Source organism: Streptomyces sp. NPDC029122 (genome assembly GCF_055569445.1).
This window is the reverse complement of sequence record NZ_JBVHWK010000025.1, coordinates 101,894-126,712: the sequence shown is the minus strand read 5'-3', so window position 1 is coordinate 126,712 and position 24,819 is coordinate 101,894. Positions and strand designations below refer to the sequence as shown.

Here is a 24,819-nt window from a genome sequence, read left to right as displayed (position 1 = left end):
GGGAAGCCTGCGGGTGTAGACGACCTTCTCCGAACCAGACCGCCCGGGGGCCGCGCCCTGAGGTAGAGGTGGACGTCGACGGCAGCACGGCTCGGGGGGGGGGGGGGGGGGGGGGGGGGGGGGGGGGGGGGGGGGGCGCCCCCCCCCCCCCCCCCGCGGCCTTCGCCACCGACCGGCTGGTGTCAGCAGCCATCGTCCGTACTACTTCCAGCCCTTGAGGATCTTGCGGAACTCGACGCCGGCCGCCTTGGCCGCGTCCTCGGGGGTCGAGGCGCCGGTGACGGCCTTGGTGTACTCGACCTTCAGCGGCTCGAAGAGGGAGCCGTTCTCCGGGATCCAGGCCCGCTCGACGGCCTTGTCGACGGCCGGCTTGAAGAACTGGACCATCTCGCTGCTCTTGACGTCCGGCTGCTCGTAGGCGGCGGTGCGCGTCGGCAGCAGGCTCAGGTCCTTGGCGGACTGGACCTGGACCTCCGGGGAGGTCATGTACTCGACGAAGGCGTGCGCGGCGGCGGTGTTCTTGGAGCCGGCGTACACGGCGAGGTCGTGGCCGCCCTGCGGGGCGCCGGCCTTGGCGGAGCCGGCCGGGACGGGGGCGATGCCGAGGTTGGACTTGTCCTTGAACTGGTCGCCCGCGTAGCTGTCCGCGACGGCCCAGGGGCCGTTGATCATCATCGCCACCTCCCCGGACTTGAAGGCGGTCTGCATGTTGGTCCAGCCGTCCGTGGCGTTGGTGACCGCCGCGCCGGAGGTGATCAGGTCGCGGGCGGCCTTGAAGCCCTTGACGCCGGCCGCGTTGTCGACGGTGACCGTCTTGGTCTTGGCGTCGACGAGGTCGCCGCCCTCGCCGTAGATGAACGGCAGGAACCAGTAGGAGTCGTCGCCGCGCAGGTAGAGGCCGGTCTTGCCGCTCTTGGCCTTGATGGCGGTGGCGGCGGTCTTCAGCTCCTCCAGCGTCTTGGGCGGCTGGACGCCGGCGTCGGCGAGCATCTTCTTGTTGTAGAAGAGGCCGAGGGTGTCGATGACCTGCGGGACGGCGTAGGTCTTGCCCTCGAACTTGCCGCTGGCCGCGGCCTGCGGCAGGAACTCCGCGTCGATCTTCTTCGCGGTCTCGGCCGGGACCTCGTCGAGGTAGCCGAGCGAGGCGAAGTCGGCGACCCAGCCGACGTCGGCACGGATCACGTCGGGCGCGTCCGCGCCGCTGCTGAAGGCGTTCTTGACCTTGTTCTGGGCGTCACCGTAGGGCACGTTGACGTACTTGACCGTCACCTTCGGGTGCTTCGCGGTGAACGCCTCGGCGATCTTCTGGAAGCTCGCCTTCTCGGCGTCGTTCGAGGTGTCCCACCAGGTGACGGTGCCGGACAGCTCGCCGCCGGCCTTCGTCCCGCCACCGTCGTCCTTGGTGTCACCGCCGCAAGCCGTCGCCGCGAGCGCCAGGGTCGCGACCAGCGCGGTGGCCGCTATGCCACGCCGCATATGAACTCCTTCGATGATCCCGGCCGCGCCCTCGCGGTCCCGAGTTGCGAGGAACGTAACAAGCCTGAAAGCCGACGGAAAGAGCTTGCGGCAATTTTCTGCAAGCGGAGGCGATCGTTACATCCGTGTGTCCCTACGGTTGCCGATGCTTGCTGTCGGTTCGAGTGCGCTTCTCTTCCACAGGCCCGCAACCACGGGGCGTGTACGCGCGTTGACTCCGATATGAACCACGAGTTGACGGCCGTCCCGCTTGCAAGAGCTTCCAGCGACCCGGCCGTGACGGGCGGCTGGTGGCGCGATGCCGTCATCTACCAGGTGTACGTCCGCTCCTTCGCGGACGGTGACGGCGACGGCGTCGGGGACCTGCGCGGGGTGCGGGAGCGGCTCCCCCACCTGGTCCGGCTCGGGGTGGACGCCGTGTGGCTGACCCCCTTCTACGTCTCCCCACAGGCGGACGGCGGCTACGACGTCGCCGACTACCGGGCCGTCGACCCCCTCTTCGGCGACCTCGCCGACGCCGACGACCTCGTCCGGGCCGCGCACGCGCTGGGCCTGCGGGTGATCGTGGACGTGGTGCCGAACCACACCTCCGAGGCGCACCCCTGGTTCCGGGACGCCCTCGCGGGGGTGCCCGGCGCCCGTGAGCGGTACCTGTTCCGCCCGGGGCGCGGCGCGGACGGGGCGCTGCCGCCGAACGACTGGGAGTCCGTCTTCGGCGGCCCGGCCTGGACCCGCGTCCCGGACGGCGACTGGTACCTGCACCTCTTCGCGCCCGAGCAGCCCGACCTGAACTGGGAGCACCCGGAGGTCGCGGAGGAGTTCGCCTCGGTGCTGCGCTTCTGGCTCGACCTGGGCGTCGACGGCTTCCGCGTGGACGTCGCCCACGGCATGGTCAAGGCCCCGGGCCTGCCCGACATCGGCCGGGGCGCGCAGGCCACGCTGATCGGCACCGAGCCGCTGCCCTTCTTCGACCAGGACGGGGTCCACGAGATCCACCGCTCCTGGCGGCGCCTGCTGGACTCGTACGACGGCCAGCGCATCGGGGTCGCGGAGGCCTGGGCGCCGACCTCGGAGCGGCTCGCGCTGTACGTACGGCCCGACGAACTGCACCAGGCCTTCAACTTCAGGTTCCTGAACTGCCCCTGGGACCCGGCGGCGATGCGCACCGTCATCGACGAGTCCCTGGCCGCCACCGCCTCGGTGGGCGCCCCGACGACCTGGGTGCTGTCCAACCACGACGTCGTACGGCACGTCACCCGGTACGGGGGCGGGGCCCGGGGCCTGGCCCGGGCGCGGGCGGCGGCACTGCTGATGCTGGCACTGCCCGGGTCCGCGTACGTCTACCAGGGCGAGGAGCTCGGCCTGCCCGAGGTGACCGACCTCCCGGACGGGGCCCGCCAGGACCCGGCGTTCCGCCGCGGGCGGCGGCGGACCGGGGCGGGCGGGGCCCGCACGGGGGCGGGGCCGGGGACGGCGGCGGTCGCTTCGGCCGGGCTCGGGGCCGAAGCCGTGGCGGTGGCCGAGAAGGTGGCCGTGGCCGAGCTCGTGGCCGAGACGGTGGTGCCGGTGGCCGTGGCCGGGCTCGGGGCCGTGGCCGAGGCGGAGGCGGAGGGGCAGGACGGGCTGCGCGACGGCTGCCGCGTCCCCCTCCCCTGGTCCGGCGACGAACCCCCGTACGGCTTCGGCTCCGGCGGCAGCTGGCTCCCGCAGCCCGCCGACTGGGCGGGTCTGACCGTCGCCGCCCAGACCGGCGACCCCCACTCCACGCTGGAGCTGTACCGCGCCGCGCTGGAGCTGCGCCGGGCCATGCCGGGCCTGGGGGCGCCGGAGTCGGGGCAGGGCGGGTGCCAAGAGGAGTGGCCCGGGACGGGGGCGGGACCTGCGGTGTTCGCGCGGGGCATGCGCTGGCGGCCCGCACCCGACGGGGTCCTCCTCTTCACCCGCCCCGGCTTCGCCTGCACCCTCAACACCCGGCCCGAGCCGGTGGAGCTCCCCTCCCCCGGCCGGCCGGTGCTCTCCAGCGCCCCGGTGGAGACCGACGGCCGCACGGTCCGTCTTCCCCCCGATTCCTGCACGTGGTGGGCGATGTGAGCCCGCTACCGGTACAGTCCAATCCCGTGACCGCACGGCTAGCCGACATCGCAGCCCAGGCGGGGGTCAGCGAAGCCACAGTCAGCCGCGTGCTCAACGGCAAGCCCGGTGTGGCCGCCGGCACCCGCGAGTCCGTGCTGGCCGCGCTCGACGTGCTCGGCTACGAGCGGCCCGTACGGCTGCGCCAGCGCAGCGCGGGCCTCGTCGGGCTGATAACCCCCGAGCTGGACAACCCCATCTTCCCGGCACTGGCGCAGGTCATCGGCCAGGCGCTGACCCGGCAGGGATACACGCCGGTGCTGGCGACGCAGACGCCCGGCGGATCCACCGAGGACGAGCTGACCGAGATGCTGGTGGACCGCGGGGTCGCCGGGATCATCTTCGTCTCGGGGCTGCACGCCGACACCACCGCCGACATGGGCCGTTACGACCAACTCCGCGGCCAGGGCGTCCCGTACGTCCTCATCAACGGTTTCTCCGACAAGGTGCGGGCCCCCTTCGTCTCCCCCGACGACCGGGCCGCGATGCACCTCGCCGTGACCCACCTGACGGCGCTGGGGCACACCCGGATCGGCCTCGCGGTCGGCCCCAAGCGGTTCGTGCCGGTACTCCGCAAGATCGAGGGCTTCCGGGCCGCGATGCGGGAGCGGCTCGGGCTCACCGAGGCCGACACGGAGGAGCTGGTCCAGCACTCCCTGTACTCCCTGGAAGGCGGCCAGGCCGCCGCTGCCGCGCTCATAGGGCGGGGCTGTACGGCGGTGGTGTGCGCGAGCGACATGATGGCGCTCGGCGCGATCCGGGCCGCCCGGCAGCAGGGGCTGCGGGTGCCGCAGGACGTGTCGGTGGTCGGCTTCGACGACTCCCCCCTCATAGCGTTCACCGATCCGCCGCTGACCACCATCCGGCAGCCGGTGCTGGCCATGGGGCAGGCCGCGGTGCGGACCCTGCTGGAGGAGATCGGCGGTACGCCGGCCCCGCACAGCGAGTTCGTGTTCCTGCCCGAGCTGGTGGTCCGCGGCTCCACCGCCTCGGGGCCGGGGCAGCGGCGTACCCCGTAGGCCAGGCAGCGGCGTACCCCCTGGGGGTTCCGGGGTAGTCCGCAGGGCTGAGGAGAGGCGTCGAAGACCGTCCCGAGGGATGATCGGAGGCGGGAACGCATCTGGCAGACTCTCTGCCCATGGGTGAAGCGAGCGTGAAGACACTGGAAACCCGGACGGACGTCTCGTCACCCCCCGTGACGGGGCAGGAGACCCGTCCGGCGCCGGAGCGCACGCTGCTGGACCGGCTGCGGGCCCCGCGACGGCCGCGGATCTGGTTCGAGATCCTGCTGATCGCCGTCAGCTACTGGACGTACTCGCTGATCCGCAACGCCGTGCCCGAGCAGAAGGCGGCCGCGCTCGCGAACGCCGACTGGATCTGGTCCGTGGAGCACGGGCTCGGCATCGCCGTGGAGCGGTCCGTCAACCACGCCGTGAACTCGGTGACGTGGCTGATCGTCGGCATGAACTACTACTACGCCACGCTGCACTTCATCGTGACGATCGGCGTGCTGGTGTGGATCTACCGCTTCCATCCCGGGCGTTACGCCGCCACCCGCCTCGTCCTCTTCGCCACCACGGGCGTCGCCCTGGTCGGTTACTACCTCTACCCGCTCGCGCCGCCCCGGCTGATGAACGGGGAGGCCTTCATCGACACCGTGCTGGTGCACCACACCTGGGGTTCCATGGCCTCGGGGAACCTGAAGAACATGTCGAACCAGTACGCGGCGATGCCCTCCATGCACATAGGGTGGTCGCTCTGGTGCGGGCTGACGATCTTCGCGGTGGCCTCCGCGCCGTGGGCGCGGATCCTGGGACTGCTGTACCCGGCGGCGACCCTCGTCGTGATCGTGGCCACCGCCAACCACTTCTGGCTCGACGCCGTCGGCGGCATGCTGTGCCTGGCCTTCGGGTACGCCGTCTCCCGCGCCTGGTACGGGTCGCTGCCGCACCGGCTGCCGCGCCGGCCGGTGCACACCGGTCCGCACCCGGCGTCGGAGCTGCTGAACCGCTTCCGCCGGGCCTAGAGCCCGTTGTGGGTGATCCGGCCGCCTGACACGGTCAGGCGTACGGGTGCCTCCGCGAGCTCGTCGGGGGCGGCGGTGACCGGGTCGAGGGCGAGGGCCGTCAGGTCCGCGCGGTAGCCCGGGGCGATCCGGCCCGCGACGGCCTCCTCCCCCGCCGCGAGCGCCGCGTGGGAGGTCATCCCCTCCAGTGCCATCAGCCCGGTCAGGGAGCGGCCGCCGGATGCCGCGCCGCGGGGGCGCAGGGCGGTGGCGAGGACCTGGCGGGCGTCGTGGTGGGCGACGGGCCAGTCCGAGCCGAGGGCCAGGACCGCGCCCGCGTCGCGCAGGTCCCGGCAGCGCCAGGCGCGGCGGGCCCGTTCGTCCCCGAGCCGCCTGGACCACTCGTCGGTGTGGTCGGCGCGGGTGCGGGCGGTGTGCGGGGGCTGCATGGAGGCGATCACCCCCAGCTCCGCGAACCGCTTCAGCTGGTCGTCGGGGACGGTCTCGATGTGCTCGATCCGGTGCCGCATGCGGGCGGGTCCGCCGAGGGCCGCGACCGTGTCCAGCACGTGCCGGACGGCGGCGTCACCGATGGCGTGGGTGGCGGTGCGGACCCCGGCCGCGTCGAGGACCCGTACGGCCCGGGCGTACGCGCGCGGGTCGGGCCAGAAGGCCGCGGTGCCCTGGCCGTGGCAGTCGGCGTGCTCCAGCCAGGCGGTGCCGCCCTCGACGGTGCCGTCCATGAAGAACTTGACGCCGCCGACCTGCCAGTGGCGTCCGCGGACGCCCTGGAGGCCGATCAGCCCGTCCAGGGTGGCGGCGTCGGCGCCGGGCATGCACCAGGGTGACAGCCGCAGCCGCAGGGGCAGGTCCGTCTCGTACTCGACGGTGGCGAGCAGGGCCGGTACGTCTCCGTCGCCGAGGTCCATGACGTGGGCGCCGGTGAGTCCGGTGGCGGCCATGGCGTCGAGCACGGCGAGCAGGCGGGAGCGGCGCTCCGCGGGGCGGGGCCGGGGGGCGAGGGCGCCGACCAGGGACATCGCGGCGTGCTCGACGAGGTGCCCGGTGGGGCGGCCGCCGCCGTCGCAGACGATCTCGGAGCGCTGGTCGAAGGCGCGCGGGCCGGTGATGCCGGCGGCGGCCAGGGCCGGGCCGGTGGCGAGGGCGGAGTGGCCGTCGTAGAGGCGCAGGAAGGCGGGGGTCCCGTCGAGGACGTCCTCGATGAGGTCCCGGTCGACGGGGCGGCCGCCGAAGGCGTTGTGGTCGAGGCCGAAGCCGAGGACCCAGCCGCCGGTGCGGTCGGCGGTGCGCAGGACGGCCCGCAGCCGGGCGGGGTCCCGGACGGCCGAGAGGTCGGTTCCGGTGGCCGCCTCGACGCCCCAGACGGGGTGGCTGTGGGCGTCGGTGAGGCCGGGGGTGAGGGTGGCTCCGCCGAGGTCGAGGACCCGGGTGCCGGGGCCGCGCCAGTCGCGTACGTCGGCCTCCTCCCCGACGGCCACGATCTCGCCGCCGCGCAGGGCCACGGCGCCGGCGCGGGGGCGGCCGGGGTCCAGGGTGCGGACGCGGGCTCCGGTGAGGACGGTGTCGGCGGCGGGCACGGGGGGCTGTCTCTCCTTGGCTCGGCGGCGGGGGGGCCGTCGGGGCGCGCCGCTACGCGCCGTAGAACAGGTCGTCCACCACCGCGCGGGCGCGGCGGGTGGTGCGGCGGTAGTCGTCCAGTACCTCGCCGACCCTGCCCTCCGGGTAGCCCAGGTAGCGGCCGACGGCGGCCAGTTCGCGGGCGTCCGAGGGGAAGGTGTCCCCGGCGCGGCCGCGGACCAGCATCACGGCGTTGCGGACGCGGGTGGCCAGGACCCAGGCGTCGTCGAGGATCTGGGCCTCCTCGGTGGGGAGCAGTCCGGCGGCGTGGGCGGCGGCCAGGGCGTGGCGGGTGCGGGTGGTGCGCAGGCCGGGTTCGGCCCAGGCGTGCCGCATCTGGAGCAGCTGGACGGTCCACTCGACGTCGCTGAGCCCGCCGCGGCCGAGTTTGGTGTGCAGGGTCGGATCGGCGCCGCGCGGCAGGCGTTCGGACTCCATGCGGGCCTTGAGGCGGCGGATCTCGCGGACCGCGTCCTCGCCGAGGCCTTCGACGGGGTAGCGCAGCGGGTCGATCAGCTCGATGAAGCGGCGGCCCAGGTCGACGTCCCCGGCGACGGGCTCGGCGCGCAGCAGGGCCTGGCTCTCCCAGGTCAGGGACCAGCGCCGGTAGTAGGCGGCGTAGGAGGAGAGGGTGCGTACGAGGGGCCCGGAGCGGCCCTCGGGGCGCAGGTCGGCGTCGATGAGCAGCGGCGGGTCGGCGGTGGGCAGCTGGAGCAGCCTGCGCATCTCGGCGACGACGGTCTGGGCGGCCTTGGCGGCCTCCTGTTCGTCGACGCCCTCGCGGGGTTCGTGGACGAAGAGCACGTCGGCGTCGGAGCCGTAGCCCAGTTCGTGCCCGCCGAAGCGGCCGACGCCGATGACGGCGAAGCGGGTGGGGAGGGTATCGCCCCAGTGGTGGCGCACGGCGGCGCGCAGGGCTCCGGCGATGGTGGCGGCTGTGAGGTCGGAGACGGCGTCGCCGACCCGGTCGACGAGGGCGCCGCAGTCCTTCTCGACGGGGCTGTCCTCGGTGCCGTAGGAGGCGATGATGTCGGCGGCGGCGGTGCGGAACAGTTCGCGGCGGCGGACCCCTCGGGCGGCGGCGACGGCGGCCTCCGCGCTGTCGGCGCGGCCGACGGCGGCGAGCACCTCCTGTTCGAGGGCTTCGTGCGTACGGGGCTGCAGGCCTTCCGGGTCGCCGAGCAGGGCGACGGCCTCGGGGGCGCGCATGAGGAGGTCGGGGGCGAGGCGCCCGGCGGAGAGCACACGGGCGAGGTTCTCGGCGGCGGCGCCCTCGTCGCGCAGCAGGCGCAGGTACCAGGGGGTCTTGCCGAGGGCGTCGGAGACCTTGCGGAAGCCCAGGAGCCCGGCGTCCGGGTCGGCGGAGTCGGCGAACCAGCCGAGGAGGACCGGCAGCAGGGTGCGCTGGATGGCGGCCTTGCGGCTGACGCCGGAGGCGAGGGCCTCCAGGTGGCGCAGGGCGGAGGCCGGGTCGGCGTAGCCGAGGGCTTCGAGGCGCTGGCCGGCGGCGCGCGGGGAGAGCCGGGCCTCGCCCGGGGCGAGCTGGGCGACGGCGTCGAGCAGGGGCCGGTAGAAGAGCTTCTCGTGCAGGCGGCGCACGACGGAGGCGTGCCGGCGCCAGGCCTTGTTGAGCTCGGCGACGGGTTCGGTGCGCAGGCCCATGGAGCGGCCGAGGCGGCGCAGGTCGGCCTCGTCCTCGGGGACGAGGTGGGTGCGGCGCAGCCGGTAGAGCTGGATGCGGTGCTCCATGGCGCGCAGGAAGCGGTACGCGTCGTGCAGCTGCGCGGCGTCGGCGCGGCCGACGTAGCCGCCGGCGGCGAGGGCGTGCAGGGCGTCGAGGGTGGTGCCGGAGTGGAGGGTGGCGTCGCTGCGGCCGTGGACGAGCTGGAGCAGCTGGACGGCGAACTCGACGTCGCGCAGGCCGCCGGGGCCGAGTTTGAGTTCGCGGTCGACCTGGGCGGCGGGGATGTTGTCGACGACGCGGCGGCGCATCTTCTGCACGTCGGCGACGAAGTTCTCGCGTTCGGCGGCCTGCCAGACGAGGGGGGTTATGGCGGCGACGTACTGGGCCCCGAGGTCGGGGTCGCCGGCGACGGCGCGGGCTTTGAGCAGGGCCTGGAACTCCCAGGTCTTGGCCCAGCGCTGGTAGTAGGCGAGGTGGGAGGAGAGGGTGCGGACGAGGGGGCCGTTGCGGCCCTCGGGGCGGAGGTTGGCGTCGACGGGCCAGATGGTGCCCTCGACGGTGGTCTCGGAGCAGATCCGCATGAGGTGGGAGGCGAGGCGGGTGGCCGCCTGGAGCGCCTTGTGCTCATCGGCGCCGCTGGCGGCCTCCCCGACGAAGATCACGTCGACGTCGGAGACGTAGTTGAGTTCGTTGCCGCCGCACTTGCCCATGGCGATCACCGCGAGGCGGCACTGGACGGCGTCCTGGGGGGCGGCGGCGGTCGCCATGCGCAGGGCCGCGCGGAGGGTGGCGGTGGCGAGGTCGGCGAGTTCGGCGGCGGTCTGGGCGACGTCGGTGGTGCCGCAGACGTCGCGGGCGGCGATGGAGAGCAGGCAGCGGCGGTAGGCGACGCGCAGGGCGACGGGGTCGTGGGCGTCGGCGAGGCCCTGCTCGAACTCGGCGAGGCCGGGGTGCAGGTCGGCGGCCTCGTAGGTGACGAGGGCCTGCCAGTCGCGGGGGTGGCGGGCGAGGTGGTCGGCGAGGGCTTCGGAGGCGCCGAGCACGCCGAGGAGGCGGTCGCGCAGGGGTTTGGCGCTGACGAGGGTGTCGAGGAGCAGGGGCAGCTCCTCGGGGGTCTGGGCCTCGGCGAGGCGCACCAGCCCGTGCAGGGCGAGGTCGGGGTCTGCGGTGGCGCCGAGGGCGTCGAGGAGGACCGGGTCGGCGCGTACGGCGGCCAGCGCGTCGGCGTCGAGGAGCCGGGCGGCGTGCGTGGGGTCGGTGAACCCGCTGCGCAGCAGCCTGATGAAGGTGCTGCTCCTGCGTCCCGGGACTGTCATCCCGCCGCCTCCCGAGTGTGTCGCCGCCGATGGGGTGTGGCCGGCCTGGGAGCGAGCCTAGCCGGAGCAGGCGTTCGACTCACCGGGCACCGTGACCGATACCATGAGGCGGATTATCGGATTATCTGCTTACTTGTTAGATCTATGTGCCAGGGGGCCCGGTCCCCACCCGACCGGCCGCGAGGAGCCCCCATGTCCGACGGACCCGCCGGCTCCGCCGCGACCCCGCCCTCCTCGCCCGCGCCCGAGCCGTCCTCGACCCCCGCTGTACGGGTCCCCCGGCAGCGCGGTACCTCCGCCGCCCCGGCGGCGGAGGCGAGCCGCGCGGACGCCGGTGCCGGTGGTGCGCTTGCGGAGGGCCGCGCGTACGCGGGTGCCGGCGGCGGCGGTGCGCCCGCCGAGCGCGGAGCGCCTGAGCGCCGCGCGCCTGCCGAGTGCCGCGCGGACCACGGCATCGGTGCCGACGCCGGCGCCGGGCGCGACTCCGCGTCCCGGGCCCGCGTACCCGCCCCGGCGACGAGCCCGGAGGCCGCCGGGGGCGGAGCCGAAGCCGCGGCCGGCGGAGCCGGCGCCGCGGCGGGCGGGCCCGGTGCCGCCCCGAGCGGGCCCGGCGCCGTCGCGGGCAGCGCGCGCGGCACCCGGGAGGGCCACGGCGCGGCCCCCCGGCACCCGGTCGCGCGGAAGATCGTCAAGGCCGTCGGGCTCGTCGCCGCCACCGCCGCCGGCAGCATGCTCGTGCTCCGCGGCAACGAGGCCTTCGCCGCCCTCGGCACGCCCGTCACCGCCGATTCCCGGGCCACCACCGCCACCGCCGTGGACGCCCCCGACCCCGGCCGCGTCCTCCAGATCGTCGCCCACCCCGATGACGACCTGTACTTCATGAACCCGGACCTGCGGTACTCCATAGCCGCCGGCCACCCCGTCACCTCCGTCTACCTCACCTCCGGCGAAGCCGACGGCATCAACGCGGGCGCCGCCAAGCAGGCCTCCACCCCGCCCGACAAGCCCGCCTACGCCGAGGCCCGCCAGAACGGCATCCGCGCCGCCTACGCCAAGATGGCCACCGGCGACCGCAGCAGCGCCTGGAAGCGCACCGTGGTCCCGACCGAGGGCGGCGGGTACGCCGAGGTCGACGTCCTCGTCGCGAAGCCCGAGATCAACCTCGTCTGGCTGCAGCTGCGCGAGGCCGGCAACGTCTACGCGGACGTCCCCGACAGCCTCCACGGCCTCTGGGACGGCAAGGTCCCGCACCTGGAGTCGGTGCTCGCCTCCGGCTCCCCGGTCAAGCACGGGTTCACGTACACCAAGGATCAGGTCGTCCGGACCATCGAAGGCGTCCTGGAGCGGTACCGGCCCACCACCATCCGCGTCCAGGACCCGACCCCCGGCCGGTTCCACGACACGAAGCGGTACACCGACCACCAGGACCACTTCTACGGCGCCCGCTTCGCGCAGCTGGCCACCGCCGCCTACGCGCGGGAGGTCGAGGACCGCCCGCACTTCGCGGTGCAGAACTACATCGGCTACTTCAACGGCCACCTCCCCAGCACCCTCGACCCCGGCGAGGCGAAGGAGAAGCTGGACATCCTGGACACCTACGCCTGGCTCGACCGGGAGAACCACTGCGGCAGCGAGGCCGGCTGCGGCGACCTCAAGGTCGCCGACCGCCCCTCGGGCAACCGCTGGACGCAGACCGTCAACTACGCGCGCGGCACCAGCACTTCCTGGCTCACCTCCGACGGCGACCACGGCCTGTGGGCGTTCAAGGTGCTCGACGGCCAGGTCGCCGTCTGGCACCGCACCGGCCTGATCGGCAGCTGGAGCGGCCCCCGCCTGCTCCCCGGAACCGGCATGGACCAGGGCATCTCCACCGTCACCCTGGGGGACGGCCGGATAGCCGCCTTCGGCACCCGCACCTCCTTCGGCGACAAACCCGCCGACTACCTGCGCGAGGTCGTGTACGCGGTCCAGCGGGCCCCCGGCTCCGAGGAGTTCGGGCCCTGGCAGTCGCTCGGCACCCCGGAGACCGCCGACGACGCCTGGACCTCCGACATCAGCGCACCCGCCGTGTCCGTCGACGGCACCGGGGCGCTCGCCGTGTACGTGCGCGACGGCGCCTCCACCCTGCGCGGCCGCGTCCAGCGCCCCGGCGGGGAGTGGGGCCCCTGGGAGAGCCTCGGCGGCTCCGACCTGCACGGCACCCCGGCCACCGCGACCGACGGGGCCGGGCGGCGGATGGTCTTCGCCGCCACCACGAAGACGGTGACGGGCTGGGCGCAGCCGGAGCCCGGCGCCCCGCTGGGCCCGGCCGCCCCCACCGGGCTGCCGGAGACCACGCTGCCCCTGACGGCGCAGGGGCGCGAGGGCGGGGTGCGGCTGCTGTTCCGCAAGCCGGGGTCGGGCAACGTGCGTTCCGCGCTGGTGACGGCCGAGGACGGGCTGCGGGTGAACGGCCTGACCGACCTGGGCGGGCTCCAGGGCTTCGGGCCGGTGACGGCGAGCGGACACGTGCTGGCGGGCCGCTCGGCGGGCGGGCAGCTGGGCTCGGACGTCGGGCCGAGCGGGGCGTGGCAGCGCTCGCCGCTGATGTTCGTGGGGGCACCGTCCAGCACGATGACGGGGAAGAACCTGGTCAGCCTGGCCGTGGTCGGCCTCGACGCACGGCTGTACGTCACCTCGTCGGCGGACGACACGGACGCGCACCTGGCTCCGTGGCAGCCGGTGGGGCCGCGCAACACCCGCGCCGGAGGGCGGTAGCCGGACCGGCAGGACCGCGCCGAGCGCGTCCGGGGCCGCCCAGCCGCGTGCGGGACCTCCTCAACCCCGCCCACGATCCGGTCGGTTCGGCGCCGGCGCGGCAGGGGCAGGGCGCGGCCGGGGCAGGGGCAGGGCAGGGCAGGGCAGGGCAGGGCAGGGCACAATCACATCCGGTCGTTTTCGGAAAAGCGTGCGTCATCGTCGGAATCGGTGAACCAACTGCCCCGATTCGGCCTCTCAGTGACTGCACAGCGGTTCTTCCTGCCCGAAGCGACCTCAAGAGGCCGTGACCATGCCCCTTTCCCGCCGCCGTCTCCTCCTCGCGGCCGCGCTTCCCCTGCTCACCGTGGGCGCCTCCGGCGTCCTTGCCGTCACCTCCGGCCAGCAGACGGCGGCCGAGACCGGCGAGGGGAAGAACCCCGTCGCAGCCCTGCCCGCCAGCACGACCTCCGGCACGGTCGTCCAGGTCGTCGCGCACCCCGACGACGACCTGTTCTTCATGAACCCCGACCTCAGCCGCTCCCTGCTGGCCGGACTGCCCGTCACCACCGCCTACCTGACCTCCGGCGAGGCCGACGGCCGCAACGAAGCGCGCGGCGGAGAGGCCGAGGACCCGGAGCAGCCCGCCGACCGCGCCCGGTACGCGGAGGCCCGGCAGAACGGCATACGCGCCGCCTACGCCGAGATGGCCACCGGCGACCGCGGCAGCGCCTGGAAGCGTACGGTCATACCCACGGCCGGCGGCGGACAGGCCGAGCTCGACGTCCTCGTCGCCCGCCCGCGGGTCAACCTGGTCTGGCTCCAGCTGCGCGAGGCCCGCAACCCGGCGGCGGACAACCCGGACAGCCTGCGCGGCCTGTGGAACGGCCGGATACCGGCGCTGGGTTCCCAGCTCACCACGGGCACGCCGGTCAAGCAGGAGTTCTCGTACACCAAGGACCAGGTGATCGAGTCCATAGCCGGGATCCTGGAGCGGTACCGGCCGACGACGATACGGATGCAGGACCCGACGCCGAACCGGTACGCCGCCACCGGGAAGTACACCGACCACCAGGACCACATGTACGGCGCCCGCTTCGTGCAGGCCGCCACCGCGCTGTACGCCGAGCGGGTCGCGGACCGGCCGCGGTTCTCGGTCCAGAACTACCTCGGCTACCACAACGGCAGCCTCCCGCACGCGCTGGACCCGCAGACCGCCGAGACGAAGATCGGCTTCCTGAAGACGTACGCCTGGCACGACCGGGCCGACTACTGCGGTTCCCCCTCCGGCTGCGGCGACCGCAAGGTGGCGGGAAGCCCCACCGGCCGTCACTGGGCCCAGTCGCTGCGCTACGCCCGCGCCGACACCACCTCCTGGCTCACCGAGGGCACCCCCGGCCGGCTCTGGGCCTTCGCCGCGCTGGACGGGCGGATGGCCGTCTGGACGCGCGACCGGGCCGGGACCTGGACCGGGCCCGTCCTGCTCCCCGGCTCCGGCATCGACCCGGGCGCCGGTACCGTCCGCTTCCCCGACGGCCGCGTCGCGGTCCTCGCCACCCGTACCGTGCTCGGGCCCCGGCCGGCCGACTACCGGCGCGAGGTGGTGTACGCGGTCCAGTCCGCGCCCGACGGCCCGTTCGGGGCGTGGGCCTCCCTCGGCACCCCCGAGCCGGACGACGAGCCCGGCACCTCGGCCATCAGCACCCCCTCGGCCGCCGTCGACGCCGGGGGCCGCCTCACCGTCTACCTCCGCGACTCCCGCCGCACCCTGCGCGCCCGCGCCCAGCAGCCGTCGGGGGCCTTCACCGACTGGGAGCAACTGGGCGGCCAGGACCTCCAGAGCGACCCGGTCGCGGTGCTCGACGCCGCCGGCCGGCGTCACGTGTACGCCGCCACCACCGCGTCCGTGCTGGCCTGGACGCAGCCCGCCCCCGGCGCCCCGCTCACCGGCCCGCACCCCACCGGGCTGCCCGCCACGACGGTCCCCCTCTCGGCGGCCCGGGACGGCGCGGGCATCCGCCTCTACTTCCGCCGCCCCGACTCGGGAGTGGTCCGCAGCGCGCTCGTCACGGCGGGCGCGGGCGCCCCGCAGGTCTCCGGCGTCTCGGAGTCCGGCGGCCGGGCCGGCTACGGCGCGGTCGGCGCCGCGGGCCGCACGGTGACGGGCCGCGCGGACACCGGCACCGTCGCCGCGACCACCCTGGGCGGGCCGCCCGCCTGGACGGAGTCCGGGATGCTCTACGCGGGCGCCCCTTCGGCCGTACTCGGCCCGGCCGGCGCCACGACCGCGGCCGTCCTGGGCCTGGACGCCCGGCTCCACACCACGACCACCCGCCCCGCCGGCCCCCGCCCCACCTGGCACCCGGCGGTCCGGACGCCCCCCGCCTGACCCGCCGCCGCGCAGGCGGACGCCGACCGCCCGCCGATATCCTGGGAGGAGCATCGGGGGCTTCTCCGCCCGGAGGGCAGCACGATGAACCAGCACCGCTTCCTCACGCTCCTCACCGCCCCGCTCCTCGCCTCCTCGGCCGTCCTCACCCCGGCCTCCGCCGCCCCGGCGGCCGCGCCCGCCGTCGGCTCGTGCGAGCTGGTGGCGACCGGGGAGGGCAGGCCCTCGTACGACCTCATCCTGGAGGGATTCGAGCCGGGCCAGTCCGTCACGATCAACGGCCCGCGGACGAACCAGCGCGCCCGGGTGGACGACGAGGGCGCACTCGACAAGCACGACGTCCGCTACGGCAAGTACACCGTCAGCTCCCAGGGCAGCCGCATCGGGTGCACCACGCCGCCCCGGGGCCAGCATGACGGCGGCAAGCAGGGGAAGGTCAAGGTCACCAAGGTCGAGGTCGTCACCCTCACCAAACCCGGCACCGTGGTCGACTGCTCCAAGCCGAGCAGGGCCGAGTTCGACGGCCGGATCACCGGCACGGGCAAGGGCGATGTCGACTACCACTGGACCTACGCCTCCAGCGCCACTCCCTTCGCCAAGGGCAAGGCCCACTTCGAACCCGGCATCCAGAGCGTCTCGCTCCTCAAGGTGGTCGACCTCCCGGCGACCGTCAACGGCGTCTCCCCGAGCGTGTTCATGACCCTCCACGTGCCGTCCGCGGGCCTGAGCGCCCGCAGCGACCAGGTCACCCTCACCTGCGCCAAGCCGTAGAAACCCCGCCGGGCCGCCGGCCCCCGACCGACGGCCCGCACGAGCGGAGCCGAGCCCTACAGCACCGGGAGGTTCTTGCGCAGCTCGACTCCCCAACCTGCCGCATCCCTGCCTGACCCCGTCATCAGCAGGAAGGGGGCGTCCATGGCAATCGCCAAGCGCCCTCGGCCACCGTCGGACGGCCCACAGACGGCCCAGGTACACCGCCCCGCGCTGTCGGCGGGCGGTTCCTGGCGAGCACATCGTCTTCACGACCGGGCCAAGCGAGCGCGATCCCGACACGCTCGCACAGGCCGACTCATCTCCGACGGCTCGCTCGGCCCGCAGAACAGCGTGCACGGATTTCGCTGCCCTTGAGCCTGTCGTGGTTCGAGCAGCTGCCCGATTCGCGCTCGTAGCCGCTGCGCTTAATTGGCCAGCGTCAGCGACCTCACCTCACACACGCTCAGCTCAGCGGTAGTCGGCGGCCCAACCGGGGTCGAAAGTCAGGGACGACAATGCCCGATGAGAGCACCTCCAGTCCGCGCGCGGCGGCCGCCTTGACCAAGTCGTTCTCACACGAGCTACGGCAGGGGTACGGCACGGCCCAGGGCCCAGGAGGCAATGCCTGGCCCGGGCTAGCAGGGACAGCGCAGCCTCCAGAGGCAGACTGAAGTAGACGCTAGCAAGGGTTGACCTGCGCAAACGTTCCTCAGCAACACACGGCGCTCGCATCGCACGCGGCGACCTGAGTCCCCTTTGCGGGGAGGGTGTGTGCCGAGACAAGGAACATGCCGACCTGCCCCCCTCGACTACGGCAATACGCCAGACAGCATCGCCTTATTGTGCAAAACTTCCTCATCTGTCAGTCAGTCAACCCTGAGGAGGAGCTCTTGTCGACAGAACCTCACGTCTCGATCACGCCCCGAGGCATGAGCGTCCAGGAAGCTTACCGTCTCTTTCGCGATGATTCACTTTTCGTTAACAGGCGATATCAGCGGAAGCTCGTATGGGCCGTTTCCGAAAAGCAGCTGCTCATCCGCAGCATCTTGGACGGATATCCCATCCCTCTGATCCTGCTCGCCGAGCGTCCCGAGATCCACGGCGCGGGTAGATACGAGATCATCGACGGCATGCAGCGACTCGATGCGATTTTCTCTTTCATCGAGCAGCGATTCGATTACGAGGGTATGCACTTCGATCTAAGCCAGAGCGCTCGAGCTCAACAAGCCGCGAAGGCAGGCGCCTTCCCGCCTGTCGATACCCTAATGTCGCTTCCGGCGGACAAGTGTGCAAACATTCTCGATTATCAACTCGCAGTGACCATCTTCCCTACACATACCGAACAGCAGATCACAGAAGTTTTCAGTCGGATCAATTCAAACGGCCGGCAGCTGAGTGTTCAAGAGAAGCGGCAGGCCGGAATACTAAACCGGTTCTCCGAAGCCGTGCGGTCCGTAGCCAGCTCATTGCGGGGTGACGTATCCGAGGACATTCTATTCCTCCACGATATGCCCAGCATTTCCATTGACTCGTCACGCGAGCGCCAACAATACGGCGTACGAGCCGACGACACACTTTGGATTAGGCACGGGATCCTAAACGTCAAACAGCTCCGAGAAGGCTACGATGAACAGATGGTTGCCGACATCGCCGCCTCAATCCTCTTCGGAGTCCCGTTCCCTGCAAGTCGCGAGGCGTTTGATGAACTATACGACACCGAGAGCGAAAAGTATCGACGCCTGGATGTGGCCCTTTCCGCCTATGGCGCTAAGCGCCTAGAGTCGGAGATCAAGTCGACCTTCTCAGTAATGTCAGAGGTCATCGACAGTCAACTCGCAACCCCCAATGGGCTGCGCAACCTCGTTCGCCCGGGGAGTGCAAACCCGATCCGCACTCCTTTCTACGCGATCTTCATGGCATTCTTTGATTTGATCGTAAAACAACAGAAATCTCCTGACGATTACCCGGCAATCGTCTCCGCCTTGAAGGGAGTGGGATCAAAGCTCGAGAGCGGGAAGCACTACACCTCCTCCGAGGAGCGCGTATCAAATATCGACACGATCACCGGATTGATTCAGCGCCACTTCGTCAACAAGGTCCCGCCCGTGTTTGGGCATGGTGCGGGACTTTCTCTCGACTTCGAAAACTCGCTGCGTAGATCGAAAATCGAGACAGCGCGTTATGAATTCAAACAAGGGCTACTCCGGCTCGACAGTTCTCGCGAATGGGACAGTGAGATCGTTGGACGCCTGGCCGAGACGATCTGCGGTATCGCGAACACTAAACCCGGCACCGACGGATACCTCTTCCTCGGCGTTGCCGACAAGGAAGCCCACGCGACCCGCATTCGCCAGATGGATTCAATGACCCCAATTCCGATTGGGGTGCATCATGTGGTAGGGGTTGAACGGGAGGCTAACGCTAAGAGCATGACGCTAGACAGCTATGTTCAGCGATTTGTAGAACAACTTTCCCGCGCGGGCCTCAGCGAACCTCTCGCAACACAAGTCTTGTCAGCCATTGACACCATCGACTACAAGGGCCTTTCGGTCATTCGAGTATTGGTGCCAGGCCAGCAAGAGTTGTCGTTCCGAAATGGCACCGTCTTCGTGCGCCGCGGATCCTCCACTGAGCGTGTGCATGAATCGCAAGAGATCGTCGCATTGTCAAGGCAATTTCGCTAACCTTCCATTACCGGTGCAGCTCCGGGTTTGCCGTACCCGGAGCCCTACCGCTGCCTTCGACTGATAAACCCACAGCGCTCGAGTGTCAGCGGGGACCTAAAGCCCGGACAGCTCACTCACATCCGTCCGGGCTCCGACATTTCAACAAGCCAGCAAGTGATAATTCGCCACGCGTGTCCGATTCTCCAGGCCATGGGTATCTACCACCTCAACACCCTCAGCACGAAGCTCTTGCCTCCACAGTCATGCACGAGGAGGCTCGGCTCGCGCAGGCAATGACCGCACAGCGGATGGGCGGGCGAAGGATCAATCGGGTGCAGGTGAGGGGACGGGGTCGGCGTTCGGAGCGGGGCTCCAGGGTGCTGGAGATAATCACACCGAGCGTGGGGCCTGCGCCTGGAGCTCGTCCAGGGCCAATTCCTCGGCTGTGGACGGGGGTATCCGTCTCGCGGAAGTAGCTACTAGCCAGGTCCTCGCCGCCGGCGTTCACCATGAGCACATCGCCCGAGAACGCCCCTTCCGCCAGCGGGCACTGGCAGGAAGCTCGATGCCCGATTCATCCACATCACATCGTCGACGTGCGTCACGCGGGTCCTCCTCCTCAGGCAGGTACTGGACCAGGACCACGTCACCGGTGACGGCGGCCTCAGCGAGGTGCATCCGGCGGGCGAAGCCGCCCGTGCTTGGTAGCGGGGTTCGGGAAGCAGAGGTCGCCGACTACCAGAGGGGCGAAGGCGAGGTTGGCTCGTCGGGCAGGCCCTCAGGGATGAACGCCGTGGCCGCCGAGGCGACGGCGGGCGGCCTGAAGGGGGGAGACGGGTCCGGGCCGGCGGCTTGGTGCCACCGGCCCGGGGTCGTGATGCTGGGGTACTGCCGGAGCTGGGGTTACAGCACCGGGAGGTTCTTGCGCAGTTCGAAGGCGGTGACCTCCGAGCGGTACTCCTCCCACTCCTGCTTCTTGTTGCGCAGGAAGAAGTCGAAGACGTGTTCGCCGAGGGTTTCGGCGACCAGTTCGCTGCGCTCCATCAGGGAGATGGCTTCGCCCAGGTTCTGCGGGAGGGGTTCGATGCCCATCGCGCGGCGTTCGGCGTCGGAGAGGGCCCAGACGTCGTCATCGGCGCCCGCCGGGAGTTCGTAGCCCTCCTCGATGCCCTTGAGGCCCGCCGCCAGGAGTACGGCGTACGTCAGGTAGGGGTTGGCGCCGGAGTCGATCGAGCGGACCTCGACCCGGGAGGAACCCGTCTTGCCCGGCTTGTACATCGGGACGCGGATCAGCGCCGAGCGGTTGTTGTGGCCCCAGCAGATGTACGAGGGGGCCTCGCCGCCCGAGCCGGCGGTGCGGGAGGAGCCGCCCCAGATGCGCTTGTAGGAGTTGACCCACTGGTTGGTGACGGCGGCCGTCTCCGCGGCGTGCTTCAGGAGGCCCGCGATGAAGGAGCGGCCCACCTTCGAGAGCTGGTACTCGGCACCCGACTCGTAGAAGGCGTTGCGGTCGCCCTCGAAGAGGGACAGGTGGGTGTGCATGCCCGAGCCCGGGTACTCGGAGAAGGGCTTCGGCATGAACGTGGCCTGGACGCCCTGTTCGAGGGCGACCTGCTTCATGACCAGGCGGAACGTCATGATGTTGTCGGCGGTCGAGAGGGCGTCGGCGTAGCGGAGGTCGATCTCCTGCTGGCCCGGGGCGCCCTCGTGGTGGCTGAATTCCACCGAGATGCCCATGGACTCGAGCATGGTGATCGCCTGGCGGCGGAAGTCCATGCCCACGTTCTGCGGGGTGTGGTCGAAGTAGCCGGAGTTGTCGGCCGGGACGGGGCGGGTGCCGTCCAGCGGCTTGTCCTTCAGCAGGAAGAACTCGATCTCCGGGTGGGTGTAGAAGGTGAAGCCCAGGTCGGACGTCTTGGCCAGGATGCGCTTGAGGACGTAGCGCGGGTCCGCGAACGAGGGCGAGCCGTCCGGCATCAGGATGTCGCAGAACATCCGGGCCGTCCCGGGGGCCTCGGCGCGCCACGGCAGTATCTGGAAGGTCCCGGGGTCCGGCTTGGCGATCATGTCGGACTCGTAGACCCGGGCGAAGCCCTCGATCGCCGAGCCGTCGAAGCCGATGCCCTCGTCGAAGGCCTGCTCCAGTTCGGCGGGGGCGACCGCGACGGACTTCAGGAAGCCCAGCACATCGGTGAACCACAGGCGCACGAAGCGGATGTCGCGCTCCTCGAGCGTCCGGAGGACGAATTCCTGCTGCTTGTCCATGCCTTCATCCTCGCAGTTCAGACGATCCGTGCACCACCACCCCAAAAGGGCGGAGGAGCGCGGTCGGGCCCGTCCAGTATCGCCAGTGGTGGTTTCCGCCACATTACGCACCCCCCAGAGCCGATGGCACCCCCGCTCCGACCGCGCACAAGCCATGAGCATTACCATCGGCGCCCATGGGGGGCTGGGAGTACACGGGGAGCGGACGCCGCGGGCGTCCCTTCCGGCGCGCCTTCCTCGTGCTGCTGATCGCGGCCGGGGTGGCGGCCGGCCTGGCGTTCCTCTGCGTGCGGCCCTCGGCGGAACCCGGACGGGTGCACGCCGGGCACGGCGGGCACGCCGCGCACGCCACCTGTGTGTCCCCGTACGACCCTCCGGGCTGTTCCCCCCTCTCCCACGTCACCCCGGCCGTGCTGCCCGCCCCGCCGCCCGCCGTGGCCCTGCCCCGGAGCGGGCCGGTGCCCGCCGCCCGCCCGGGCGCGGCCGCGGGGCCGGTGCGGCCGCCCGGGACCCTCGCGCGCGCCCCCGGCCTGCACGTCCTGCAAGTGCTGCGGACCTGAGCGCTCCGGCGCACCGGACGGCACCACCGGCTCCACCCCCACACCCCCTCAGCAGAAGGAACAGGGCACATGGCCAGCAGGACGTCACAGCAGAACTCCCGCCAGCAGCGCATAGCCGAGATGCGCCGCGCCGAGCAGGCGCGCGAGCGGCGCAACAAGATCCTCGCGATCAGCGTCTCCACGGCGATCGTCGCCGGGCTCGTCGGATTCGGCGCCTGGGTGCTGATCGACCAGAAGCAGAAGGAGAAGGACGCGGAGGCGGCGCGCAAGGCGCCGGTCTCGGGCGAGCAGACCTGGGACGCGAAGAAGCTCGGCCGCAACCACGTCGAGACCCCGGTCAAGTACGAGATGAACCCGCCCGTCGGCGGCGACCACCACCCCCGCTGGATGAACTGCGACGGCGACGTCTACAAGAACCCGATCCCCGAGGTGAACGCCGTCCACTCGCTGGAGCACGGCGCGGTCTGGGTGACGTACAACGACAAGGCCGACAAGGCCGAGGTCGACAAGCTCGCCGAGAAGGTCGGCAAGACCCCGTACACGCTGCTCAGCCCCGTCAAGGAGCAGGCCGGCGCGATCATGCTCAGCGCCTGGGGCAAGCAGCTGACGGTGGACAAGGCGGACGACCCGCGCGTGGCGCAGTTCTTCACCAAGTACGTGCAGGGCCAGCAGACCCCCGAGCCGGGCGCGGCCTGCACCAACGGGGTGGGCGAGAAGTGACCCGTACGTACTGGGCGGCGGGCGCGGCCGTCGTGCTCGCCGTGCTGTTCGCGGTGGGGGCCACGGTCGCCACCGCGAACGGCCCGGACGGTGACGGCGGGCGCTCCCCGTCCGCCGCCGCGCCGGCCCTGTACTCGCCGGACGCGGGCTTCGCCCGGGACATGGCGGTGCACCACCAGCAGGCGGTGGAGATGTCCTTCATCGTCCGCGACCGCACCCAGGACGAGCCCGTGCGCAGCCTCGCGTACGACATCGCGAACACCCAGGCCAACCAGCGCGGCATGCTGCTGGGCTGGCTGGACCTGTGGGGGCTGCCGAAGGTGGTGGCGGACGAGCCGCCGATGTCGTGGATGTCCTCGCCGGAGGGCCACGGCGGGTCCGGGGGCCACGCGGGGCACGCCGGCGCCAAGCCCGGGGCGCTGATGCCCGGGATGGCCACGAAGGAGGAGCTCTCGCGGCTCGGCGCGGCGAACGGCCGGGACGCCGAGGTGCTGTACCTCCAGCTGATGACCGACCACCACAAGGGCGGCGTCGCCATGGCCGAGGGCTGTGCCCGCCAGTGCGCCACCCCGGCGGAGCGGGCACTGGCCCAGGGCATGGTCGAGGCGCAGCAGTCGGAGCTGAACCTGATGGCGGACATGCTGCGCGGGCGCGGGGCGGCGCCGCGGTAGCCCGGCCCGGCCCGGCGGCTACCCGCGGGCGTGCAGGACCGCCCGTGCCACCTGGTGCGGGCGGTCCAGCATGACCAGGTGTCCGGCCGGTTCGGCGACCTCGAAGCGGGCGCCGAGCACCTCGGCGAGGGCCGCCTGGCGGCCGAGCCAGCGCCGGGCGGCGTCGCCCGGTGAACCGTCGTGGCCGGCCAGGACGGTGGCGGGCGCCGCCAGCGGGTGCTCCGCGCGGAGGGCGAGCAGCTCGGCGGCGGTGTCGGGGTAGCGGGAGTTCTCCAGGAGCGCCCCGCGCCAGACCCGGCCCGTGCGGTAGCAGCGGCGTACGAGGTCCCGCCCGGCCGGATCCGCGGCCCGGCCGGCCCGGGAGGCCCGTACGGCCCCGCCGCGCAGCGCGGGCCCCAGGGCGGCCGGGAGCCCGGCGGCGGTCACGGCCCGGCCGAGCGCGCGGGCGGCGGCGGTGCGCAGCGCGGCGGGCAGCACCGTACGGGGTGCCTCCTCGACGCTGGAGTCGACGAGGACGAGGGCGTCGGTGCGCTCCGGGTACAGGCGGGCGAAGGCCTCGGCGTGGAACCCGGCGATGGAGTGCCCGACGACGGTGACCGGCACGCCGCCCAGGCCCAGCCCGTCCAGCAGGCCCGCGATCCGGCGGGCCTCGCCGGCGGCGCCGGGCGGCTCGGTCGCCGGGGCGCTCAGCCCGTGCCCCGGCCGGTCGAAGCGGATCACGGTCCGGTCCCGGGCCGCGAGCAGGGCCGCGACCGGGTCCCAGTCGAACCAGGCCATGGCGAGCCCGGCGCTCAGCACCACGGGCGGCCCGGCGCCCTCGACGACGACGTGCAGCGGGATCCCGTCCACGCGGACGAAGCGGGGCGGGGGATTCACGTACGGCACTCCTCGTGGACGAAGCGGGGCGGGGGGGTTCACGTACGGCGCTCCTCGTGGACGGAGCGGGCCAGCAGCCCCAGCCAGAGCGCGACCAGCAGCACCTGGAGCCGCTGCCCCGCGCCGAGCGCCCAGGTGCCGTGCCCGGCGGTGAACAGGGCGATGGCGGTCAGCGTCCAGACGGTGGCGAGCAGCTCCATGGTGACGAGGGCGGGGCCGTAGCGGGCGAGGGGCGCGAGCCGCCCGTACCGCCGGGCGGCGACGGTGAGCGCCACCGTCCCGATGAGGGCGCCGGTCATGGCGAGGCTGCTGCTGATGGCATGGGCCTGATGGGTGGCCGGGACGAGTCCGGCGGTCTCGCGGGCGGCGCATTCGGGGTCGGTGGTGGGCCGGCAGCTGAGCGGCAGCCAGGCGTCGGCGGCGGTGGCCGCGCCGAAGAGGGTGATCCCGCACCAGCCGGCGACGGCCCAGGGGCCCCGGGACGGGGGGTGGCGGACCAGGCGCGCCAGGGCGAGCAGCCCGCCGAGGAAGACGAGCAGGCCCGCGGTGAAGTCGGTGGCCCGGAAGAGGCCGCCGAGGGGCTGGTCCTGGGCGGCGAGTTCGCTGACGTAGGTCTCGATGGGGTTGAGGCCGGTGGAGAGGACGACTTCGAGCACCCAGGCGGTGTACGCGGCCGCGCCGAGACCGATGAGGAGGGCGACGGGCCGGGTGCTCGGGGGCGCGTCTCCTGCGGTGCGGTACGGACGTTTCGGGCGTTCTGTACGCATGGGGTGAATGATCCTCAGCAGATCCGGCATCGGCGTGCGGCGCCCCCGGGCGGTGCCGCGGCCGGGATCGCCCGGATGCGCGCCCAGGGCCATCCGGCCGAGCCCCGCACGCGGAGAACGCGTGCGCGGCCTGCCGCGTTCCCCGGGCTGAAGTCCGGATTCCGGCA

At 72.3% G+C, this 24,819-nt stretch carries 16 protein-coding genes; 10 read left to right on the top strand and 6 right to left on the bottom strand.

The annotated features are described in order from the left end of the window. Positions 1-201: 201 nt before the first annotated feature. Positions 202-1,476 carry an extracellular solute-binding protein gene (locus ACZ4WZ_RS26050; protein ID WP_467893921.1) on the bottom strand — a complete coding sequence of 425 codons (1,275 nt, stop codon included), beginning with the start codon at positions 1,474-1,476 and terminating at the stop codon, positions 202-204. Between the two features lie 222 nt (positions 1,477-1,698). Between ACZ4WZ_RS26050 and ACZ4WZ_RS26045 the strand changes: the two genes are divergently transcribed. The 3 genes from ACZ4WZ_RS26045 to ACZ4WZ_RS26035 all read left to right on the top strand — a co-directional run bounded on the left by ACZ4WZ_RS26045 (position 1,699) and on the right by ACZ4WZ_RS26035 (position 5,632). After that, positions 1,699-3,567: a glycoside hydrolase family 13 protein gene (locus ACZ4WZ_RS26045; protein ID WP_467893919.1), complete on the top strand. Its 1,869-nt coding sequence runs from the start codon at positions 1,699-1,701 to the stop codon at positions 3,565-3,567. A gap of 26 nt (positions 3,568-3,593) precedes the next feature. Beyond that, a complete protein-coding gene (locus tag ACZ4WZ_RS26040; protein ID WP_467893917.1) occupies positions 3,594-4,625 on the top strand; it encodes a LacI family DNA-binding transcriptional regulator in 1,032 nt (343 codons plus the stop codon). Positions 4,626-4,744: 119 nt separating this feature from the next. Further along, positions 4,745-5,632, top strand: a complete 888-nt coding sequence (locus ACZ4WZ_RS26035) for a phosphatase PAP2 family protein (RefSeq protein ID WP_467893916.1) — start codon at positions 4,745-4,747, stop codon at positions 5,630-5,632. On the opposite strand, the gene ACZ4WZ_RS26030 is transcribed toward ACZ4WZ_RS26035, so the two are convergent. Continuing rightward, positions 5,629-7,209 (bottom strand): amidohydrolase, encoded by a 1,581-nt coding sequence (locus ACZ4WZ_RS26030; protein ID WP_467893915.1) that lies wholly within the window; start codon positions 7,207-7,209, stop codon positions 5,629-5,631. The genes ACZ4WZ_RS26035 and ACZ4WZ_RS26030 overlap by 4 nt on opposite strands. A 52-nt stretch (positions 7,210-7,261) precedes the next feature. Next, complete coding sequence (locus ACZ4WZ_RS26025) at positions 7,262-10,249, bottom strand: bifunctional [glutamine synthetase] adenylyltransferase/[glutamine synthetase]-adenylyl-L-tyrosine phosphorylase (protein WP_467893913.1); 2,988 nt, start codon at positions 10,247-10,249, stop codon at positions 7,262-7,264. Between the two features lie 192 nt (positions 10,250-10,441). On the opposite strand from ACZ4WZ_RS26025, the gene ACZ4WZ_RS26020 reads away from it, so the two are divergent. The 4 genes from ACZ4WZ_RS26020 (at position 10,442) to ACZ4WZ_RS26005 (ending at position 18,811) form a co-directional block, all read left to right on the top strand. Beyond that, positions 10,442-13,006 carry a PIG-L family deacetylase gene (locus ACZ4WZ_RS26020; protein ID WP_467893911.1) on the top strand — a complete coding sequence of 855 codons (2,565 nt, stop codon included), beginning with the start codon at positions 10,442-10,444 and terminating at the stop codon, positions 13,004-13,006. 292 nt (positions 13,007-13,298) lie between these two features. Next, complete coding sequence (locus ACZ4WZ_RS26015) at positions 13,299-15,374, top strand: PIG-L family deacetylase (protein ID WP_467893909.1); 2,076 nt, start codon at positions 13,299-13,301, stop codon at positions 15,372-15,374. Between the two features lie 84 nt (positions 15,375-15,458). Further along, complete coding sequence (locus tag ACZ4WZ_RS26010; RefSeq protein ID WP_467893907.1) at positions 15,459-16,145, top strand: hypothetical protein; 687 nt, start codon at positions 15,459-15,461, stop codon at positions 16,143-16,145. A gap of 911 nt (positions 16,146-17,056) precedes the next feature. Then, the gene (locus tag ACZ4WZ_RS26005) at positions 17,057-18,811 is read left to right on the top strand and encodes a GmrSD restriction endonuclease domain-containing protein (RefSeq protein WP_467893905.1); all 1,755 of its coding nucleotides are present in this window, start codon (positions 17,057-17,059) and stop codon (positions 18,809-18,811) included. 885 nt (positions 18,812-19,696) lie between these two features. Here the strand turns inward: ACZ4WZ_RS26005 and ACZ4WZ_RS26000 are convergent. Then, positions 19,697-21,058, bottom strand: coding sequence for a glutamine synthetase family protein (locus ACZ4WZ_RS26000; RefSeq protein ID WP_344153501.1), 1,362 nt, complete (start codon positions 21,056-21,058; stop codon positions 19,697-19,699). Between the two features lie 176 nt (positions 21,059-21,234). On the opposite strand from ACZ4WZ_RS26000, the gene ACZ4WZ_RS25995 reads away from it, so the two are divergent. The 3 genes from ACZ4WZ_RS25995 (at position 21,235) to ACZ4WZ_RS25985 (ending at position 23,009) form a co-directional block, all read left to right on the top strand. After that, on the top strand, positions 21,235-21,618 hold the full coding sequence (locus tag ACZ4WZ_RS25995; protein ID WP_467893903.1) for a hypothetical protein: 384 nt from the start codon (positions 21,235-21,237) through the stop codon (positions 21,616-21,618). Between the two features lie 69 nt (positions 21,619-21,687). Further along, positions 21,688-22,338 (top strand): DUF3105 domain-containing protein, encoded by a 651-nt coding sequence (locus ACZ4WZ_RS25990; protein WP_467893901.1) that lies wholly within the window; start codon positions 21,688-21,690, stop codon positions 22,336-22,338. Beyond that, positions 22,335-23,009 carry a DUF305 domain-containing protein gene (locus ACZ4WZ_RS25985; RefSeq protein WP_467893899.1) on the top strand — a complete coding sequence of 225 codons (675 nt, stop codon included), beginning with the start codon at positions 22,335-22,337 and terminating at the stop codon, positions 23,007-23,009. Before ACZ4WZ_RS25990 ends, ACZ4WZ_RS25985 begins: the two co-directional genes overlap by 4 nt. 18 nt (positions 23,010-23,027) lie before the next feature. Here the strand turns inward: ACZ4WZ_RS25985 and ACZ4WZ_RS25980 are convergent, their stop codons facing one another. Both ACZ4WZ_RS25980 and ACZ4WZ_RS25975 read right to left on the bottom strand, forming a co-directional pair. Beyond that, positions 23,028-23,885, bottom strand: a complete 858-nt coding sequence (locus ACZ4WZ_RS25980; RefSeq protein ID WP_467893897.1) for an alpha/beta fold hydrolase — start codon at positions 23,883-23,885, stop codon at positions 23,028-23,030. A 38-nt stretch (positions 23,886-23,923) separates the two neighbouring features. Continuing rightward, positions 23,924-24,652 carry a DUF998 domain-containing protein gene (locus tag ACZ4WZ_RS25975; RefSeq protein WP_467893895.1) on the bottom strand — a complete coding sequence of 243 codons (729 nt, stop codon included), beginning with the start codon at positions 24,650-24,652 and terminating at the stop codon, positions 23,924-23,926. Positions 24,653-24,819: the final 167 nt, after the last annotated feature.

Bases quoted from the DNA above. Each gene is read 5' to 3' on its own strand.
- ACZ4WZ_RS26050 (WP_467893921.1), bottom strand. From the start codon at position 1,476: ATGCGGCGTGGCATAGCGGCCACCGCGCTGGTCGCGACCCTGGCGCTC.
- ACZ4WZ_RS26045 (WP_467893919.1), top strand. From the start codon at position 1,699: ATGAACCACGAGTTGACGGCCGTCCCGCTTGCAAGAGCTTCCAGCGAC.
- ACZ4WZ_RS26035 (WP_467893916.1), top strand. From the start codon at position 4,745: ATGGGTGAAGCGAGCGTGAAGACACTGGAAACCCGGACGGACGTCTCG.
- ACZ4WZ_RS26025 (WP_467893913.1), bottom strand. From the start codon at position 10,249: ATGACAGTCCCGGGACGCAGGAGCAGCACCTTCATCAGGCTGCTGCGC.
- ACZ4WZ_RS26020 (WP_467893911.1), top strand. From the start codon at position 10,442: ATGTCCGACGGACCCGCCGGCTCCGCCGCGACCCCGCCCTCCTCGCCC.
- ACZ4WZ_RS26015 (WP_467893909.1), top strand. From the start codon at position 13,299: ATGCCCCTTTCCCGCCGCCGTCTCCTCCTCGCGGCCGCGCTTCCCCTG.
- ACZ4WZ_RS26010 (WP_467893907.1), top strand. From the start codon at position 15,459: ATGAACCAGCACCGCTTCCTCACGCTCCTCACCGCCCCGCTCCTCGCC.
- ACZ4WZ_RS26005 (WP_467893905.1), top strand. From the start codon at position 17,057: ATGAGCGTCCAGGAAGCTTACCGTCTCTTTCGCGATGATTCACTTTTC.
- ACZ4WZ_RS26000 (WP_344153501.1), bottom strand. From the start codon at position 21,058: ATGGACAAGCAGCAGGAATTCGTCCTCCGGACGCTCGAGGAGCGCGAC.
- ACZ4WZ_RS25995 (WP_467893903.1), top strand. From the start codon at position 21,235: ATGGGGGGCTGGGAGTACACGGGGAGCGGACGCCGCGGGCGTCCCTTC.
- ACZ4WZ_RS25990 (WP_467893901.1), top strand. From the start codon at position 21,688: ATGGCCAGCAGGACGTCACAGCAGAACTCCCGCCAGCAGCGCATAGCC.
- ACZ4WZ_RS25975 (WP_467893895.1), bottom strand. From the start codon at position 24,652: ATGCGTACAGAACGCCCGAAACGTCCGTACCGCACCGCAGGAGACGCG.